The sequence below is a fragment of the Mycolicibacterium rhodesiae genome (genome assembly GCF_002086695.1).
GTDB lineage: Bacteria > Actinomycetota > Actinomycetes > Mycobacteriales > Mycobacteriaceae > Mycobacterium > Mycobacterium rhodesiae.
The window spans coordinates 80,328-95,244 of sequence record NZ_MVIH01000004.1 but is presented as its reverse complement, the minus strand read 5'-3'; the positions used below and the strand labels follow the sequence as shown (position 1 = coordinate 95,244).

The 14,917-nt window shown below is 67.5% G+C and carries 15 protein-coding genes; 8 read left to right on the top strand and 7 right to left on the bottom strand.

Annotated elements, in window-relative coordinates; genetic code table 11:
* The first annotated feature begins 82 nt into the window (after window positions 1-82).
* Window positions 83-970, top strand: coding sequence for an amidohydrolase family protein (locus BST42_RS10210; protein ID WP_083118477.1), 888 nt, complete (start codon window positions 83-85; stop codon window positions 968-970).
* On the opposite strand, the gene BST42_RS10205 is transcribed toward BST42_RS10210, so the two are convergent.
* Window positions 967-1,839: a hypothetical protein gene (locus BST42_RS10205; RefSeq protein ID WP_083118476.1), complete on the bottom strand. Its 873-nt coding sequence runs from the start codon at window positions 1,837-1,839 to the stop codon at window positions 967-969. The genes BST42_RS10210 and BST42_RS10205 overlap by 4 nt on opposite strands.
* Window positions 1,823-3,541, bottom strand: coding sequence for an NAD-binding protein (locus BST42_RS10200; RefSeq protein ID WP_083118475.1), 1,719 nt, complete (start codon window positions 3,539-3,541; stop codon window positions 1,823-1,825). Before BST42_RS10200 ends, BST42_RS10205 begins: the two co-directional genes overlap by 17 nt.
* Before the next feature lie 49 nt (window positions 3,542-3,590).
* Here BST42_RS10200 and BST42_RS10195 point away from each other — a divergent pair, with 49 nt between their 5' ends.
* Window positions 3,591-4,322, top strand: coding sequence for a 3-keto-5-aminohexanoate cleavage protein (locus BST42_RS10195; RefSeq protein WP_083118474.1), 732 nt, complete (start codon window positions 3,591-3,593; stop codon window positions 4,320-4,322).
* On the opposite strand, the gene BST42_RS10190 is transcribed toward BST42_RS10195, so the two are convergent.
* Complete coding sequence (locus tag BST42_RS10190) at window positions 4,312-4,758, bottom strand: cupin domain-containing protein (RefSeq protein WP_083118473.1); 447 nt, start codon at window positions 4,756-4,758, stop codon at window positions 4,312-4,314. The genes BST42_RS10195 and BST42_RS10190 overlap by 11 nt on opposite strands.
* Before the next feature lie 147 nt (window positions 4,759-4,905).
* Between BST42_RS10190 and BST42_RS10185 the strand changes: the two genes are divergently transcribed.
* The 4 genes from BST42_RS10185 to BST42_RS10170 all read left to right on the top strand — a co-directional run bounded on the left by BST42_RS10185 (window position 4,906) and on the right by BST42_RS10170 (window position 8,881).
* Window positions 4,906-6,480: an ABC-F family ATP-binding cassette domain-containing protein gene (locus BST42_RS10185; protein WP_083118472.1), complete on the top strand. Its 1,575-nt coding sequence runs from the start codon at window positions 4,906-4,908 to the stop codon at window positions 6,478-6,480.
* Between the two features lie 9 nt (window positions 6,481-6,489).
* On the top strand, window positions 6,490-6,912 hold the full coding sequence (locus BST42_RS10180) for a hypothetical protein (protein WP_083118471.1): 423 nt from the start codon (window positions 6,490-6,492) through the stop codon (window positions 6,910-6,912).
* Window positions 6,909-7,502 carry a GNAT family N-acetyltransferase gene (locus BST42_RS10175; RefSeq protein ID WP_083118470.1) on the top strand — a complete coding sequence of 198 codons (594 nt, stop codon included), beginning with the start codon at window positions 6,909-6,911 and terminating at the stop codon, window positions 7,500-7,502. The genes BST42_RS10180 and BST42_RS10175 overlap by 4 nt, the downstream gene beginning before the upstream one ends.
* A gap of 95 nt (window positions 7,503-7,597) precedes the next feature.
* Complete coding sequence (locus BST42_RS10170; RefSeq protein WP_165760826.1) at window positions 7,598-8,881, top strand: sensor domain-containing phosphodiesterase; 1,284 nt, start codon at window positions 7,598-7,600, stop codon at window positions 8,879-8,881.
* Between the two features lie 112 nt (window positions 8,882-8,993).
* On the opposite strand, the gene BST42_RS10165 is transcribed toward BST42_RS10170, so the two are convergent.
* Window positions 8,994-9,443: an Hsp20/alpha crystallin family protein gene (locus BST42_RS10165; protein ID WP_036341177.1), complete on the bottom strand. Its 450-nt coding sequence runs from the start codon at window positions 9,441-9,443 to the stop codon at window positions 8,994-8,996.
* A 156-nt stretch (window positions 9,444-9,599) separates the two neighbouring features.
* Here BST42_RS10165 and BST42_RS10160 point away from each other — a divergent pair, with 156 nt between their 5' ends.
* A complete protein-coding gene (locus BST42_RS10160) occupies window positions 9,600-10,214 on the top strand; it encodes an LpqN/LpqT family lipoprotein (protein ID WP_083118468.1) in 615 nt (204 codons plus the stop codon).
* Here the strand turns inward: BST42_RS10160 and BST42_RS10155 are convergent.
* From BST42_RS10155 to BST42_RS10145, 3 genes are all read right to left on the bottom strand, one after another.
* Complete coding sequence (locus tag BST42_RS10155; protein WP_083118845.1) at window positions 10,207-11,094, bottom strand: winged helix-turn-helix transcriptional regulator; 888 nt, start codon at window positions 11,092-11,094, stop codon at window positions 10,207-10,209. The genes BST42_RS10160 and BST42_RS10155 overlap by 8 nt on opposite strands.
* Before the next feature lie 68 nt (window positions 11,095-11,162).
* A complete protein-coding gene (locus tag BST42_RS10150; protein WP_083118467.1) occupies window positions 11,163-12,680 on the bottom strand; it encodes a carotenoid oxygenase family protein in 1,518 nt (505 codons plus the stop codon).
* Window positions 12,670-13,899, bottom strand: a complete 1,230-nt coding sequence (locus BST42_RS10145; protein ID WP_083118466.1) for an acetyl-CoA acetyltransferase — start codon at window positions 13,897-13,899, stop codon at window positions 12,670-12,672. The genes BST42_RS10150 and BST42_RS10145 overlap by 11 nt, the downstream gene beginning before the upstream one ends.
* 227 nt (window positions 13,900-14,126) lie before the next feature.
* Between BST42_RS10145 and BST42_RS10140 the strand changes: the two genes are divergently transcribed.
* Window positions 14,127-14,810, top strand: a complete 684-nt coding sequence (locus tag BST42_RS10140; protein WP_083118465.1) for a GAF and ANTAR domain-containing protein — start codon at window positions 14,127-14,129, stop codon at window positions 14,808-14,810.
* The last annotated feature ends 107 nt before the right edge of the window (window positions 14,811-14,917 follow it).

The following is a 14,917-nucleotide window of genomic DNA, read 5'->3' as shown; positions in this document are numbered from 1 at the left end:
AAGCCCGGGACGGTTACCGGCCGGTAGGGACTTTGGTCATGAAATCAGCGGAGGAACCTCCGAGCTCTCCTAGACTGCGTCGGTGACGGTCAGGTACGAACCCGCGATCGACCTCTCGGCGGTCGACGCCGTCGACTTCCACACCCACGTCGAGGTCGACGCGAGCGGCCACTGTGCCTACGACGACGAGCTGGCCGAGGCCACCGGGCGCTACTTCAAGCTCGGTGCCGACTACTTCAGCCGCGTCGACGACCTCGCCGCGCACTACCGGCAGCACAACACCGCCGCGGTGGTGTTCACGATCGACGCCCACACGGTGTCGGGGCGCAGGCCGAACTCGGTCGAGGAGCTGATCGAGGGGACGGTGCGCAACAACGACGTCCTGATCCCGTTCGGGTCCGTCGACCCGTGGGATACCGGCGCGGTGCGGCGGGTGGTCGAGCTGACCGGCGACTACGGGGTCAAGGGCTTCAAGTTCCACCCCAGCCTGCAGGGCTTCGAGCCCAACGATCGCCGGTTCTATTCGATCTACGAGGCCATCGCCGCATCGGGAGTGCCCGCGCTGTTTCACACCGGGCAGACCGGACTGGGGTCGGCGCTGCCCGGCGGGCACGGGATCAAGCTGCGCTACTCCGACCCGATGCTGCTCGACGACGTCGCCGCCGACTTCCCCGATCTCACCGTCGTGATGGCCCACCCCGCGGTGCCCTGGGTCGACTCGCAGATCGCGATCGCGTCACACAAAGCCAACGTGTACATCGACCTGTCCGGGTGGTCGCCCAAATACTTCCCGCCGCAACTCGTTTCGGCCCTGAGACGGCAGCTCGCCACCAAAGCCCTGTTCGGCACCGACCACCCCTACATCGCGCTGGAGCGCTGGCGCCAGGACTTCGAGACGCTCGGCATCGACACCGCGGTGGCCGGAAAGATCCTGAAGGAGAACGCCCTGCGCGTGCTGCGCCTGGCCTAGGCGACCTGGGATTCGACCACCATCTCCGACGGTGCGTTGCGTTCCCACAGCACCGCGCCCGCGCAGGCCGTCAGCACCCAGCCGGTGCCGACCGCGCCGCACCAGATCAGCAGTGCCATCGCCACCCCGATCGGGCCGAAGCCATCCCAGTCGTGCAGCAGCGACGGGAACACCAGGCGGGAGCCCAGCGGGATCGCGACGCCGTCGATCAGCACGCCGGCCAGACCGGCCAGGGCCAGTGGACTCACGCCTCGGCCGCCGTCGCGGACCAGCAGGACCGGGGTGAGTGACCAGAACAGCCACACCGGCAACAGGCCCACGACGAACAGCAGCGCGCGGGGGAGACCGTGGTGGTGATGGCCGAACATGATCCGCTCGCGCACGGCGATGGTGACGAGGTACAACGCGAACCATGCTGTGCCGCGCAGTAATCGGGTCACCAGGCTGTACTGCTCGCGGCGCCAGGCCTTGGCGAAGATCGTCGCGACCGAGGCCGCCATCGGGATACCCCAGACGAGGAAGCTCGCGACGCCGATCAGCGTCCAATCCGCCCGCAGGCCGGCCGAATTGCCGAAGGCTTCCCGTAACCGGTCGGACAGCGGATGTTCGAGCCCGAACTGACGGGTGAAGATCGTGCCGGGGCTGGCGTTGTCGGCGAACCCCTGCATGTAGCTGAAGCCGATGATCATCAGCGGGATGACCGTGGTGAACAGCTGGGTGGACACCACGGCTCCCTGGGTGCCGCCGTCGATTTCGTTGTACCGCGTGACCAACGCCGTCAGCGGCTTCAGCCGCCGAGACTCCTGCAGACGGCGGTAGCGCTCCTCGAGGCGCCGCCTGGTGCCGACCGGTTCACCCGACTCCGTCATGAGCAGAGGGTAGGTGATCAACCTGTCTGTGTTGCCCCTTGCGCAGCGTGGCGATCAATTCACGGTATGGCCCCACGAGGTAGGCGGTGTCGCCGGCGATCAGCGGGGTGTCGCGGCGCGGATGCAGCCGCAGCGGTGACCCCTCCCGGGCGATGGAGATGACCCGGGTCTGGGTCGACAGCTCGAACATCCGGATGCCATCGAGTTCGCTGCCGGGTTGCACTTGCACCGCACCCACCATGAACGACCGCTGCCCGACCGAGAAGGTCCCCAGCACGTCGAGGCCCATCGCCTCACCGATGAACCACGGGGTGGCCAGGTCGACGGTCGAGCGGACGAACTCGAATTTGAACCGGGTGCCGACCGCCGATCCGAGCGCCCGGTCGTAGATGCGCAGCACGATCGGAACGTCGGGGCGCTGGATTTCGGGAAGTGCTCGTGGACCGAGCATCTCGCGCACCACGATGCCGGTCTCGATGTTGACCACGTCGTCCTGGGTGAGCACCGCTACCGCGCGGGCATCACCGATCCGGGCGGCGTCGAGCGTTTGGCGCAGGGTGGCGTCACCGAAGATCACCGGGACACCCAGTTCGGCCGCCGCCGACAGGTAGCGGTTGTCCTCGTCGCGTTCGATCACGGCCACGTCGTGCCCGGCCGCTTTGAGAACAGCTGCCACCCCGATCCCGAACGATCCGAGTCCCACCACCACGACGTGACGCTGGAGGTGGCGCACCTTCTGCCGGTTGGCGGCCTGCGAAATACGGTGCGAGAGAAGCACATCAGCCACGAACGCGACCACAATGGCGGTGGTGGCGACACCGGCGAACATCATCACGACGCCCCACAGTCGCAGCCAGTCGGGTTGGTCGAGGAAGTTGAAGTCGCCGTACCCGACGGTGGCGATGGTCTCCGCGGAGAAGTACAGCGCGTCGATCCAGTCCATCCCTGGCTGCTTGTAGGCGAAGCGCAACATGACCGTCGAGCCGACCAGCAATGTGGCCGACACCGCCAGCGCACGGTAGAACATCGGGTTCAGGTCGTCGGCGAATGCGCGGACCGCGTCGGAGATCCGGACGAACAGCGGGCGTGCCCGCGGCGATGCCGGTATCGGCTTGGCGACCTCGATACCCCGCTCGGCGAGCTCGTCGGCGGTGCCGATCATCGCCGTCCAGTCACCCGCGTGCACCTGAACGTCGCGGCCCGGGCACGCGATGACCTCGCCGGGGTTGTCCGAGCCCTCGCCGCGGATCACCGCGACCGGGGCGAGGTCGCCGAAGATCTCCCGCAGGCTGCCGTCCCGCCGCGCGGTGGTACCGGTGACCACGAAGTCCACCCCGGCCACCGAGATGGTGTGGGTGGTGCGCTTCAGCAGTGCTTCGACCACGGACGGCGCCGCCAGGTCCGCGACGTCGAGGATGGCGCCGGGCCCGTTGCCGTCGGCCATCGCCTCGCGCAGCACCGCATTGGACAGCCGCGCCACGATTCGTGCCCTCGGGTTCGCCTGCCGCGCCAGCAGCGCGATCTCCAGATTGAGCGCATCGTCGTCGTCAGCGCAGATCACGGCATCGGCGGTGGCGATCCCGGCGCCCTCGAGATCCTCGGGGGCCTGCGAGATCGCGACACTGACCCCGGCGTTGTTGAGTTCGTCGATGATCCGCAACCCGAGCGCGTCGTCGCCGCAGACAATGGTGTGGCCCCGCATGAGGGAACGCTACTTCGGAAAGTGTCGTCATGGCGGGTGAGAATGAGCTATGGCCTCTACCCCCTACGTCAAAGCCTGCATCAACGGCGCCCGCACCCCCGACCAGCACGCCGGACTCCCGGTGTCGCCGGAGCAACTGGCCGCTGCCGCCGTCGCCGCGCACGCTGCCGGGGCCATGGCGGTTCACCTGCACCCCAAGACCGCCGACGGGGTGGACTCCCTCGAACCGGAGACGGTGGGCGCCGCGGTCAGCGCTGTTCGGCACGCCGTGCCGGGCCTGCCGCTGGGGGTGACGACCGGATTCTGGGCGCTGCCCGATCCACAGCGCCGGTTACGTGCCGTCGAGTCCTGGACCGTGTTGCCCGACTTCGCCTCCGTCAACTGGCATGAGCCCGGTGCGCAGGATCTGGCGGAGCTGCTGCTGAGCCGGGGAATCGGCGTGGAGGCAGGCATCTTTCATGCTGACGCCGCCGAATCCTGGGCGAGTTCACCGCTGGCCCCGCACTGCCTTCGGGTGATGATCGAGCTCCAGGCCGACGGGGACACGGCGACCGCCGACGACCTGCTGGCGCGGATCCGCCGGGCCGAGTCGCCGGCGCCGGTGTTGCTGCACGGCCTCGACGACAGCTGCTGGCCACTGCTGGCCCACGCGGGACTGCGCGGAGTGCAAACCCGAATCGGGCTGGAAGACACCGTGGCGATGCCGGACGGGTCACCGGCCCCCGGCAACGCCGAACTGGTCGCCGCCGCGTTCGACGTGCTGCGGAACGTCAGTCGGTAGGCGGGGCCAGGGCGAAGTCGGCGAAGTCGAAGCCCGGCACCACCACGCAGCTGACCAACGTCGGCTCATCGTCGCGGGGACGGGCACGCTGCCAGTGACCGGGCGGCACCAGCACCTGCGGCCGTTCACCGGCGACGATATCGGGGCCCAGGAGAACCGTTGTGGCGCTGTCCTTTTCCGGGCCGATGTCGAGCAGCAGCGGGCTGCCGCGGTGATAGAGCCACAATTCGGCGCTGCGCACGGTGTGCCAGGCGGACTGCTGGCCGGGCAGCAGCACGAAATAGATGGCGGTGCCCGCGTTGCGCGGGCCGTTGTAGTCCGGCGGCAGCGCTGATTCGCCGACAATCAGGTCACTGCGCCAGGTCTCGCGGAAGAAGCCACCTTCGGGATGGGGTCCCATCTCCAGCTCGCGAACCCAGTCGGGGAGATCCGTCATGGCCTCAGCGTAGGGATAAATCGGTTGCCCGCGTCGGCGTTGTGCCATTAGCGTGGCGCCCGTTCGAGTCTTTCAGTCCAGTGAGGAGGGTCCCCGTCGTGGATCACAGCGCAGCTCACCTGCTCGCCGACCACCACTGGGAGACCCATGCCTACCGACTTCGCCATCACGCTGATCGACCTCGACTTCGCCTGGCCGGACGGAACCGTCGCGCTTGACGGGCTGAGCGCGACGCTGCCCGCCGGCCGCACCGGCCTGGTCGGCGCCAACGGCAGCGGCAAGTCCACCCTGCTGCGGCTGATCGCCGGTCAACTCACACCGACGGCAGGCCGGATCCTCACCGGCGGTGACGTCGCCTACCTGCCGCAGACGCTGACGCTCGACGTCGATGTGTCGATCGCCGACGTGCTCGGTGTCGGAGCCGAGCTCGCCGCGCTGCGCGCGATCGAGACAGGCTCGGCGACCGAACACGACTTCGAGGTGATCGGCGAGGACTGGGACGTCGCGGACCGCGCCGCCGACGCGCTGCGCGTCATCGGCATGGGGCCCGACGACCTGGACCGGACCGTCGGGCAGGTCTCGGGCGGGGAAGCGATGTTGTTGGCGGTCAGCGCCGTTCGGCTTCAGTGCGCGGCCATCACCCTGCTCGACGAGCCGATGAACAACCTCGACCGCGACGCCAGGGCCAGGTTGTTCGATCTGGTCGCGGACTGGCCGGGCACGCTGGTGATCGTCAGTCACGATGTCGCGCTGCTGAACCGGATGGACCATACCGCCGAGCTGCACAACCACCGGCTCACCTCGTTCGGCGGTCCGTACCGCGAATTCCGTGCCCACCTGGACAGTGAACAGGCCGCGGCGGCACAGGCGGTGTCCGCCGCCGAACAGAGCGTACGAACGCAGAAGCGTCAGCGCGCTGCCGCCGAGATCAAGCTGGCTCGGCGTAACCGCAAGGCGCGCAAGGACTACGCCAACAAACGCGCGCCCAAGATCGTGATGAACAACTGGGCGTCATCCGCGGAGGTGGCGGCGGGCAAACTGCGCACCGGGCTCGACGCCTTGGCCGCCGAGGCCGCGGACGCGCTGCAGGCCGCCGAAGCGAGGGTGCGCAACGACGAGCACATTCGCGTCGACTTGCCCGATCCGGAGGTGCCTGCCAGCCGCAGGATCGCCGAATTGCCGGGCGTGCGTGGACCATTGGTGGTGATGGGTCCCGAACGTATTGCGATCGTAGGGGCCAACGGCATCGGCAAGACCCGGCTGCTGGACGATCTGATCGCCGGAACAGCGGGTCGCCTGCTGACCGACCGCGTCGGCTATCTGCCGCAGCGCGTCGACGGCCTGGACGAGCAGGGCAGCGTCCTGGACAACGTGCGCGCCGCCGCGCCCGGTGCCGACACCGCCCTGGTTCGCACCCGGCTGGCCCGGTTCCTGCTGCGAGGTGACTCGGTGTACCGGCCGGTGGCGGGGCTGTCCGGTGGGGAGCGCTTCCGGGTGGCGCTGGCGCGGTTGCTGCTCGCCGATCCGCCGCCGCAGCTGATCGTGCTCGACGAACCGACGAACAATCTCGACCTCGCCAGCGTGGACCAGCTGGTCGACGCGCTGCGCGCCTACCGTGGCGCGGTGATCGTGGTCAGCCACGACGACGAGTTCCTGTCCCGGCTGGATCTGGACCGGACGTTGTCGATGCGGCACCCCGGCGTGTTGGATGCGGCGGGTTAGGGTCGGACCATGGCACACCTGCGCGCGGGCTGGTTCGTCGCGCTCTGCGCGGCGGTCCTGGCCGTCAGCGCCTGGTTGCCGTGGTTGACGACGTCGGTCGCGGGCGGTGGCCGGGCCAGCGCCATCGGCGGTACCGTCGGCAGCATCGTGCTCCCGCCCCGGTTCGGCGCCGGTCAGTTGATCGTGTTGCTGGCCTCGGCGCTGATCGTCACCGGTGCGATGGTGGCGCGCGGGCTGTCCCCGCGCCTGGCCGCCGCGGCGGCGCTGGTGATCTCGGTGCTGCTCGGCGTGCTGACCTACTGGTACTACCACCTCAACGTCGGCGGATCGGTGTCGGTGGCGTACGGCTTTTATATCGGGGCGGTGTGCGCGGCCGGCGCACTGATCTGCTCGGTGTGGGCGTTGATCTCGGCATTGGTGCGCCGCAGATGAGCCGATTCGTCGAACCGGTCACTTTGACCGGCGCGCAATGGGTTTCCCTCGAGCCGCTGGGAGAGTCTCACATTCCCGAGATTGCCGCCGCCGCGGCCGACGTGGGCGAGTTGTGGTTCACCAGCGCACCTACGCCGGATACCGCCGCGGCGTGGGTGAGCCGGATGCAGGCGATGCAGGCCGCCGACGAGGGCGTGACCTATGTGATCCGCCGGCGCGCCGACGGCGTCGCCGTCGGTTCATCGAGCTTGTTCCACGTCGACGCCGCCAACCGCAGGCTCGAGATCGGCCACACCTGGTACTCCGCCGCGGCGCGGCGAACCGGGGTCAACACCGAGGCGAAATTGGTGCTGCTCAGCCACGCTTTCGACGAACTGGGTTGTGTCGCTGTGGAATTCCGCACCCACTTTTTCAATCAGGTCAGCAGGGCGGCGATCGAACGCCTGGGCGCCAAACTCGACGGCGTGCTGCGCAGTCATCAACTGCTGCCCGACGGCTCCCGCCGGGACACCGTGGTCTACTCCATCCTGGACATCGAATGGCCTGCGGTGCGCAACAACCTGACGTTTCGGCTCAGCCGCCATTCTTGACGGTTGCCACCGCCTCAACCAGTACTGTCGTGCGTGGAGTGAGAGATACGCCTCACGGCGCCACGGTCCTGTCGTGGCGCGGAGATGGGGGTGCTGTGGAGCGGCTGGTTCGGGCACTGACGGCCTCGATGGACCCGGTGTCGTTGGTCGGTCGCGTCGCTGAACAGGTGTGCGCGTTCATGCATGCCGCCGACGGGGCGGCCGTCACGCTGCTTCGCGGCCCCGATAACGCGTACGTGACGGTGTCCGCGCACGGCGTGATCGCGGCGACCACGGGTTTCGTTGTGCCCAGGGACAACAGTTTCCAGGGCCTCGCAGCCCGGGAGAACCGCCCAATGTTGATCCACGATGCGCTGATCGACGAACGTCTGACGGCACGTGTCCGCGCGATCAACAAGCAGTGGGGCACCCGGTCGTGGGCGGTGATTCCGCTGACGTACAACGGCGACCCGATCGGTTCGCTTCTGCTGGCGGCCACCAGCGTCGGCGCGTTCTCTGACTCCGATGTCGACGCGCTCCTGGCCATCAGCGAGTTCGTCTCGGCGCTGGTCGGCGCCCAGTTGCAACTGTCGGCGCTGTTGACCCAGGTGATGACCGACGGCGACGAGCGAGGACAACGCGCACTCACGGCGCGTTTCGTCGCCTCGGTCATGGTCCCCGAAGCGGTGGAGACCGAGGGGCTGCAAGAACGACTCGATGTGTTGCTCGCGCAGCCGGACGCGCTCAGGGCGGTTTTCCAGCCCATCGTCCGTCTGGAAGACGGCACCATCGCCGGTTACGAGGGACTGATGAGGTTTCCCGAGTCATCGGATGTGACCCCGATGCACTGGTTCACTGCTGCCCGGCGGCTCGGCCGCGGCGTCGACCTGGAATATGCCGCGCTGTGCACCATCTTGCGGGCGGCGCACCCGATCCCCGGTGACCGCCCGGTGGCCGTCAACCTGAGTCCGAGCGCGGCGCTCGAGCCCGCGATTCACGACGCGCTCGCTGCCCAGGACCGGGCGCTGATCGTCGAAATCACCGAGCACGAGCCGTTTCCCACTGATCTGGGCCCCGGTTTGAAACCGTTGCGGGATCGCGGCGTATCGATCGCAGTCGACGACGCCGGCGCCGGTTACGCCAACTTCACCCAGCTGCTGCGGCTACGTCCCGACATCATCAAGATCGACGGCGAGTTGATCGCCGGTATCGACGACGACCCGGTCAAGCGGGCGATGGCGACCGCACTGAAGTCACTCGCCTCCGAGCTGCGGGCGAAGACGGTGGCCGAGGCCGTCGAGACATCCAGCCAGCTGAAGACGCTGATCGGTCTCGGCATCGAATACGGCCAGGGTTTCCACCTCGGCAGACCGTCCGATGTCGTCGACCTCGCCGGCTGAACATGGTGTGCGGCAGGCGATCCGCGCCTGCCGACCATGAGGCCACGACGTATCCGTGCTCAGCCGCCGAAGATGGCGGCTGAGCACGGAACGTCACGGAATCAGTTGGGCCTCAGCCTGCTTCGATGGTGGTCGGCTCGATCGGCTTGCTTTCGCCGGACCGGGTGACCTCGATGCGGCGTGGCTTGGCCCGCTCGGCCAGCGGGATCGTCACCGTCAGCACGCCGTTCTCGTAGGTGGCCGAGATCTTGGCGGTGTCGATACCTTCGCCGAGTGCCAGCTGGCGACGGTAGGTGCCGAAGAACCTCTCGCTGGTCAGCCACTGCACGGAGTCCTCGGAACGGGCCGAGCGGTGTGCTGTCAGCGTGAGGGTGCCGTTGTCGACGTTGACGTCGATCGAACCGGGATCCACACCGGGAAGATCGGCGGTCAGCACATAGTGGTCCTCGACCTTGTAGAGGTCCATCGGCATGAATCGGGGGCTGCGATCGGTTCCGGTTTGGCTGGTCAGCAGTCCCCGGGTCATGGCTTCAATTTCATTGAACGGATCGAAGCGGAGCACAGTACTCACCTCCTGCATCGCTGAACGCAAGCCCACCACCCTGGCGGGCAGCTTTACTGTGCACGGCCAGATTAGCACTCGATGGTGGCGAGTGCTAATACTTTTCGACCGGTTTTTCTCTCGCCACCGGTAGGCTGGGCCGGGCTTTTCGAAGGGATGACTTTGCGCAAGCGGACGGGAATCGTGTCGGCCGTGTTGGCGGCCGCACTGGCAGTGGCGATCACGGGTTGTTCCGACGACAATAAGCCGGTCGCGGCCAAATGCGACGAGGTGTCGGCGCCGCTCGTGGACGTCCCTACACGAACCGACCAGGAACCGAGGCTTCGGCTGCCGCAGCCACCGGGCTGGGAACGCACCGACAAGCTGGACTCCGAGTCCATCCGCTTCGCGATTCGCAACCCGGCACTGGCCGAGGAGGGCTTCACACCCAACGCGGTCGTCACCCTGCAGAAGGTGGCCGCCAAGGAAGGCAACGCCCAGCAGATCCTCGACATTCAGAACAAACAGCTGGTGGCGCGGTTGAAGGTGACGGATCTGAAGAACAGTTCTGCGACGGTCTGCGGGTCGACGGCCCAGTCCACGTCCTACACCGCCCCGGCGATGGGCAAGATCCCGGCCCGCAGCGCGACCTCTCTGGCGGTGGTCTTCACCGACGGTGACGTGAACTGGGTGAGCACACTGACGGTGCAGACGATCAAGCCCGACAACCCCACGTACGCAGCCGATTCGGCGACGATCCTCAAGGGATTCCAGATCGTCCCGGCTAAATAGCGACGGTGCTGACCTCGGCGCCGGTGAGCCGTTCGGTGCACCGGTCGCAGGCCAGCTCGCCGGTGAACCCGGCTCCGCAATCGTGGTGGGTCATCACCACGGCAGGACCTTCAGGCGCCTGGAACCACCACTGCGCCCACTGCAGTGCCGCGGTCAACACCGGGAAGAACGCCCGGCCCTTGTCTGTCAGCAGGTATGCGGCCCGCTCCGGACCGGACCGCTCCGCGGGCGACGTGGTGAACACGCCAAGAGTGCAGAACGTCTGGAGACGTTCGGCCAGCAAGCTGGGCGGCGCCCCGAGCTGAGTCTGGAAATCGGTGAAGCGGGTGGTGCCGAGGAACGCTGCCACCAAAAGCGCCGCCGCCCAACGATTACCGAATACGCTCATCGTCTCGGGAAACAACCCGGCCTGGCGCGCGCTGGTGTCCGATTCCGAGCGGCGTCGGGTCGAGGCGGCCGGCGCCGACCGGGCCCAGTCGCCACTCGGCCCCAGGGTCAGCTCGACCTCGGATCCGGTGACGACGGCATGACAGGTGTTGCAGCGCAACAACGGTGCGAAATGCGAGCCGCACGCGATGTGGCGCATGTCAGGCAACGTCTCCCGATGTTCGGTGACCCAGTTGCGTTCCCACTCCCAGATCGCCAGCATCGCAGGCCACAGTGACCGGCCACGGCTGGTGATCAGGTACTCGGTGCGCGCGCGGGTCGAGGCATGCACCTTGCGGGTCAGCAGACCGTCGCCGACCAGGGTGCGCAGCCGGTTGGTCAGCACCGAGTTCGAGATCGGCAGCCGCGACATGAATTGGCTGTAGCGGCTGGCGCCGAGCAACGCCTGCTGGATGATCAACAGGTTCCACTCGTCGCCGAGCAGCCCGAGCATCCGCCCGATCGCATTGGAACTGTCGGGCGCCAAGACGGTGGGCGTCTCGGCGGGGTGCACTTCGGCCACTACAGACCGATCGCGTCGGCGGCCGAGTCGGCGGTCTGCCACCGGCGCAACGCGGAGCCGGCCACCCAGGTGGAATGGGTGCCACTCGAGATCCGTTCGGGCAGCTTGAGTTTGCACACCGGACCGTCTGCCAGCCGAGCCGCGTCGAACACCAGGCAGAACGAGGCGTCTTCGGTCATGTCGGTGGTCAGGGTGACAAGGTAGCCGTCGTCCTCGGCCCGGCTGCCGACCCGGGGTGCCATCGCGGTCTCGCTGCCGTAGACCCCGTCACCGAAGGAGTAGCGCTCCTCGTCGCCGGTTCGCACGTCGTGACGGACCAGGCCGTCGAACAGGAACCAGCCCGGCTTGCCGCTGGCCGCCCAGGTGTAGCGGTACGGCTCACCGAGGTGGCCGGTATTGATCATGCCGAACTCGGTGATGCTGTCCGACAGCGGTTCTTCGGTGAGTCCGCCGGTGACGAGGTTGAGCCGCCAGCGGTGCAGCCGGGCCTGCATGCGGTCCAGCGCGAGGAACCGGAACGCCCGCTGCCACTTGGTGCCGGTGCCGTTGTCGGTCGGCTCGGGATCGCCCTGGAAGAACCCGTCCAGCACGATCTCGTCGCCGTCTTCGTAGGCGTTGACGAAGTGCAGAACGAATGTCGGGTCGGCTTCGAACCATTGGATGTCACTGCTGGTTCCGCGTCGAGGCAGCACTGCGAACCGCGACGGTATGTCGCGGTGGAACCGCGCCATGTGCACGTCGCGCTGCAACAGTTCGGGATCCCAGAACAGCGGGAAGTCGTTGAGGATCACATAGTTTCGGGTGAGCGCCATGTCGTGCGGCAGCCGGGGCCCGGGTAGCGGCACGTCGGTGTAGTGCACCAGGTCGTTGTTGGCGTCCACCACGCCGTAGTGCATGTAGGGCGCGTTCTTGGAGTAGTTGAAGAACAGCATCTCCCCGGTGCGGTCGTCGACCTTCGGGTGGGCGGAGACGCCCCAGTCGCCCGGGAATCCGCCGCCCCAGGTCTCCTTGCCGAGCGTCTCCGCCGAGTACGGGTCGACGCGGTACAGGTCGCCGCACTGATAGAAGCTCGTCAGCGCGGTGCCGCGGTGCACCACGACGTCGGTGCTGGAGGCGTCCTTCATCAGGGTGCGTGCGCCCCAGCCGTAGTCGACCTTCGCCAGCGACAGCGGTTCGGCCAGGCCCGGCCACAGCGGACCGCCTGCGGCGTTCTCCGCCTCGAATCCGTCGGTGCGGACGAAACGGTTGCGGTAGAACGCTTTTCCGTCCCGGAAGCCGACGATGTGCAGCATGCCGTCACCGTCGAAGGGGTGATACGCCTTCAGTGCCGGGTGCAGTGGGTTCTCGGTGTTGCGCAGGTACACCCCGTCGAGGTCGGTGGGGAGTTCCCCGTCGACGACGGTGAGGTCGTCATCGCGCCACTCCGTGGTCTGCGGCCGCCACGGGCCGGTGCGATAGGGGTGGTCGTCGTCCTCGGGTAGCGTCGACAGGAATTTGCCGACGATCTCAGTGTCCATCGTCTGCCGATCTGATCACGAAACTGACTGTGGTTGCCGTGCTTCCGCCGAAATTGAGCGTGCCGAAGCGGCGCGCGCCGTCGACCTGGTAGCCGCCGGCGAGATCGCTGACCTGTTTGGCGGCGTCGAGCATCATCCGGATGCCGGACGCACCCACCGGGTGGCCGCCACCGATCAGGCCCCCGCTGGGGTTGATCGGGAGTCGCCCGCCGATCTCGATCTCCCCGTTCTCGATCGCCTTCCACGACTCGCCCGGTCCGGTCAGGCCGATGTGGTCGATCGCCAGATACTCGCTCGGGGTGAAGCAGTCGTGCACCTCGATGCCGTCGAGATCGTCGAGACCGACGCCGGCCCGGCCGAACGCGTCGTACACGGCAGCCCGGACGTGCGGCAGCACATAGGGATTGGCCGCGTCACGGTCGAGTTTCTGCTGCAATCCCAAACCGACGGTGCGGTGGCCCCAGCCCTCGATCAGCCCGATCGGGCGCACGCCCGGGTGATCACGCAGGAAGTCGTCGTTGACCAGGACGACGCCCGCGCCGCCATCCGTCATCTGGCTGCAGTCATAGCGGCGGATCCGGCCCTCGGTGGGTGGGTTGACCGCGTCGTCGCTGCCCTGGGTGGCCAGATGGGGGACGGCCCAGTCGCGAGTCTGGGCGTTGGGGTTGCGTTTGGCGTTGGCGAAATTCAGCGCCGCGATCGCGTGCAAGTGCGCGTCGTCGAGCCCGAAGCGACGGTCGTACTCGTCGGCGACCTTGGAGAACATCGACGGCCACAGGTAGGTGGCGTCGGCACCCTCGTGGCCGATCCATGCCGCGGCGCCGAGGTGGGCGGCCGCGGTGTCGCCGGGCACCGTCTTCTCCAGCTCCACGCCGACTACCAGCGCGGTGCGGTAGTTGCCCGCCCGCAGATCGGCCATCGCCGCCAGCGCGGCCACGCTGCCGGAGGCGCACGCCGCCTCGTGCCGGGTCGCGGGGGTGTCCCACAGACCCTCGTGAACGGTGGCGGGCATCGCGCCGAGGTGACCCTGGCGGGCGAACATCTCACCGAACGCGTTGGCGACGTGCACGACGTCGATGTCGGCGGCGTCGATCATCGCCTCGCGCAGCGTCAGGTCGACGACCTCGGTGGTGAGGTCGGCGAAATCGCGGCTCTCGCGGGTGAGGTTGCGGGCGAAGTCGGTCTGATAGCCGCCAAGAATCCAGACATTGCTCGCCACAGCGCCGAAATTACTACAGCTAAGAGAGTGCCGGGCCGGATTGGGCAGAGCGCACGAGTTAGGGGCGGCCCCGTCGGCTCACGGTCTGAACCGACAGGACCTCGCGAGCGTGGGTGTCGACCACCACGCTCGCTTGCCGCGCAGCATGCCCAGGTAGAAAATCCGCAAACGTCTCGATTGGCCAGCCGCGTTCGTCAATCCGGCAACCGTGAGGAAGACTTGGCACCATGTCTGTGCCCAACCACGATCTGGCGCTGCGGATGGCGGAGTTGGCCAGAGCGACGGCAGCACCCCGAAATGTCGACGAGGTATTGGCCGGGGTGACCGCCGCGGCAACGGAGATGATTCCCGGCTCCGACACCTGCGGTGTGTTGCTGATCGGCAAGGGCGGCAAGTTCGAGTCACTGTTCGGGACGTCGGAATTGATCTACCAACTCGACGCACTGCAGGAGGCCTGCGGGGAAGGTCCGTGCATCCAGGCCGCCGTCGACGAGCTGATCGTGCGCACCGACGACTTCACCACCGAGCGGCGCTGGCCGAAGTACAGCGCCGCGGTCACCGAACTCGGAGTGCGCAGCGGTTTGTCGTTCAAGCTCTACACCGGCAAAACGACGGCAGGCGCACTGAATCTGTTCGGTATGCAGCCGCACGCCTTCGACGGGCAGTCCGAGGCGATCGGTTCGGTGCTGGCCGCCCACGCCGCGTCGGCCATCCTGGCCAGCAGGCACGGTGAGCAACTCGAATCGGCGCTGAACACCCGCGATGTCATCGGGCAGGCCAAGGGCGTGATCATGGAACGGTTCAACGTCGACGCCATGCGCGCATTCGAGATGCTGCGCGAGCTGTCGCAGACGTCCAACACCAGGTTGGTCGACATCGCGAACCGGGTAATCGCGACCAGAGGCACGTAGTCGGCACGAGCGTCCCGGAACCGGCGGTATCGTTGGACCGAAGTTCCTGGTGCTGGTGGGGGTCGCTCGATGGTGAGGGATGCGCTCAGGCGTTGGTGGCAGCAATC

Coding starts and splice junctions, on each gene's coding strand:
- BST42_RS10140 (WP_083118465.1), top strand. CDS start 14,127: ATGTCTGTGCCCAACCACGATCTGGCGCTGCGGATGGCGGAGTTGGCC.
- BST42_RS10155 (WP_083118845.1), bottom strand. CDS start 11,094: ATGCTCGGGCTGCTCGGCGACGAGTGGAACCTGTTGATCATCCAGCAG.
- BST42_RS10205 (WP_083118476.1), bottom strand. CDS start 1,839: ATGACGGAGTCGGGTGAACCGGTCGGCACCAGGCGGCGCCTCGAGGAG.
- BST42_RS10185 (WP_083118472.1), top strand. CDS start 4,906: ATGCCTACCGACTTCGCCATCACGCTGATCGACCTCGACTTCGCCTGG.
- BST42_RS10160 (WP_083118468.1), top strand. CDS start 9,600: ATGACTTTGCGCAAGCGGACGGGAATCGTGTCGGCCGTGTTGGCGGCC.
- BST42_RS10200 (WP_083118475.1), bottom strand. CDS start 3,541: ATGCGGGGCCACACCATTGTCTGCGGCGACGACGCGCTCGGGTTGCGG.
- BST42_RS10175 (WP_083118470.1), top strand. CDS start 6,909: ATGAGCCGATTCGTCGAACCGGTCACTTTGACCGGCGCGCAATGGGTT.
- BST42_RS10150 (WP_083118467.1), bottom strand. CDS start 12,680: ATGGACACTGAGATCGTCGGCAAATTCCTGTCGACGCTACCCGAGGAC.
- BST42_RS10195 (WP_083118474.1), top strand. CDS start 3,591: ATGGCCTCTACCCCCTACGTCAAAGCCTGCATCAACGGCGCCCGCACC.
- BST42_RS10180 (WP_083118471.1), top strand. CDS start 6,490: ATGGCACACCTGCGCGCGGGCTGGTTCGTCGCGCTCTGCGCGGCGGTC.
- BST42_RS10190 (WP_083118473.1), bottom strand. CDS start 4,758: ATGACGGATCTCCCCGACTGGGTTCGCGAGCTGGAGATGGGACCCCAT.